The following is a 1,267-nucleotide window of genomic DNA, read 5'->3' as shown; positions in this document are numbered from 1 at the left end:
CTCGGCACGCTGCCTGGCGACCGGGTGGCGCTGATCCTGCCGCAGTGTCCGGAGGCGGCGATTGCGCATGTCGCGATCTATCAGATGGGCGCGCTGGCCGTCCCCCTGTCGCCGCTCTGCACGCCAGATGCGCTTGCATACCGGCTCGGCGATGCGGGCGCGCACCTGGCCATCGTCGATGCGACGATCTTGCCGACGCTGCGGCAACTGCGCGACAAGCTGCCGCAACTGCAGCATCTGCTCGGCGTCGGCGCGGCGGCCGGCAAGGATCTCAGGCGCTGGGAGGAAGTGCTCGAACATGCTTCGCCACGCTACACGCCGGCAGCGACCGCCGCCAATGATCCGGCGATGATCCTCTACGGCAGCGGCAGCACGACCAGACCGAAGGGGGTGCTGCTGGCGCATCGCACGCTGCTCGGCAGGCTCAGCGGCCATGTCTGCTCGCATGACTTCTTTCCGCAGCCGCGTGACCTGTTCTGGTCGCCTGCCGACTGGGCGAGCACTGCGGGCCTGTGCGATGGTTTGTTGCCGACCTGGCACTTCGGGAGGCCGCTGCTTGCTTACCGGGGACGTTTCGACGCCGCCAGGGCGTTTGCCCTGATCGAGAAGTACGGCGTGCGCAACAGCCTGCACTCTCCCGGCACCCTGCAGAGGATGATGGAAGCGGTCCCCGACCCGAGGGCGATCTACGATCTCGACCTGCGCACGCTGGTCAGCGCTGGCGGACCGGTTGCGGCCGCGGTTTCTCACTGGGCCAGGGAGAAGCTCGGGGTGACGATCAACGAAACCTTCCGGCAGACCGAGATCGGCCACGTGCTGGGCAATTGCGTTTCGCGCTGGCCAGCGAAACCGGGTGCGATGGGCCGCCCCTACCCTGGGCATCGGCTGGCGGTCATCGATCGCCAGGGCCAGGTCCTGCCACCGGGCGAAGTGGGCGAGCTCGCCGTGCATCGGCAGTGCAACGCGGAAGACGATCCGGCGATCATGCTCGGGTACTGGCAAAGCCCCGAAGCGACGACCAGGAAGTTCATCGCTGATGGCTGGGTCCTGACCGGCGATCTCGCGAAGATCGATGCAGAAGGCGATTTCTGGTACCAGGGGCGCGCTGATGGCCAACCCATGAAACACTGAAAGCGATAGAATTTGCCGCTGTTCTGCCAGCTCCAGTGGCCAGGAGCGGCCGCAAGGCCAGAAGATGCTTTCATGAGGAGAAGGACCGAAGGCCATGCAGCGATCACCGGGAGGTTTACGCGATGCCGCTTACGAT

At 66.0% G+C, this 1,267-nt stretch carries 1 protein-coding gene; it reads left to right on the top strand.

Annotation, left to right across the window (positions count from 1 at the left end):
* Positions 1 to 1,131 (top strand): AMP-binding protein (locus CAPSK01_RS08435; RefSeq protein ID WP_273703346.1); only part of this gene is annotated, 1,131 nt, incomplete at its 5' end.
* Positions 1,132 to 1,267 lie beyond the last annotated feature (136 nt).

It is taken from the genome of Candidatus Accumulibacter vicinus, assembly GCF_000584955.1.
GTDB classification, from domain to species: domain Bacteria; phylum Pseudomonadota; class Gammaproteobacteria; order Burkholderiales; family Rhodocyclaceae; genus Accumulibacter; species Accumulibacter vicinus.
This window is presented reverse-complemented; position numbering and strand designations above follow the sequence as displayed.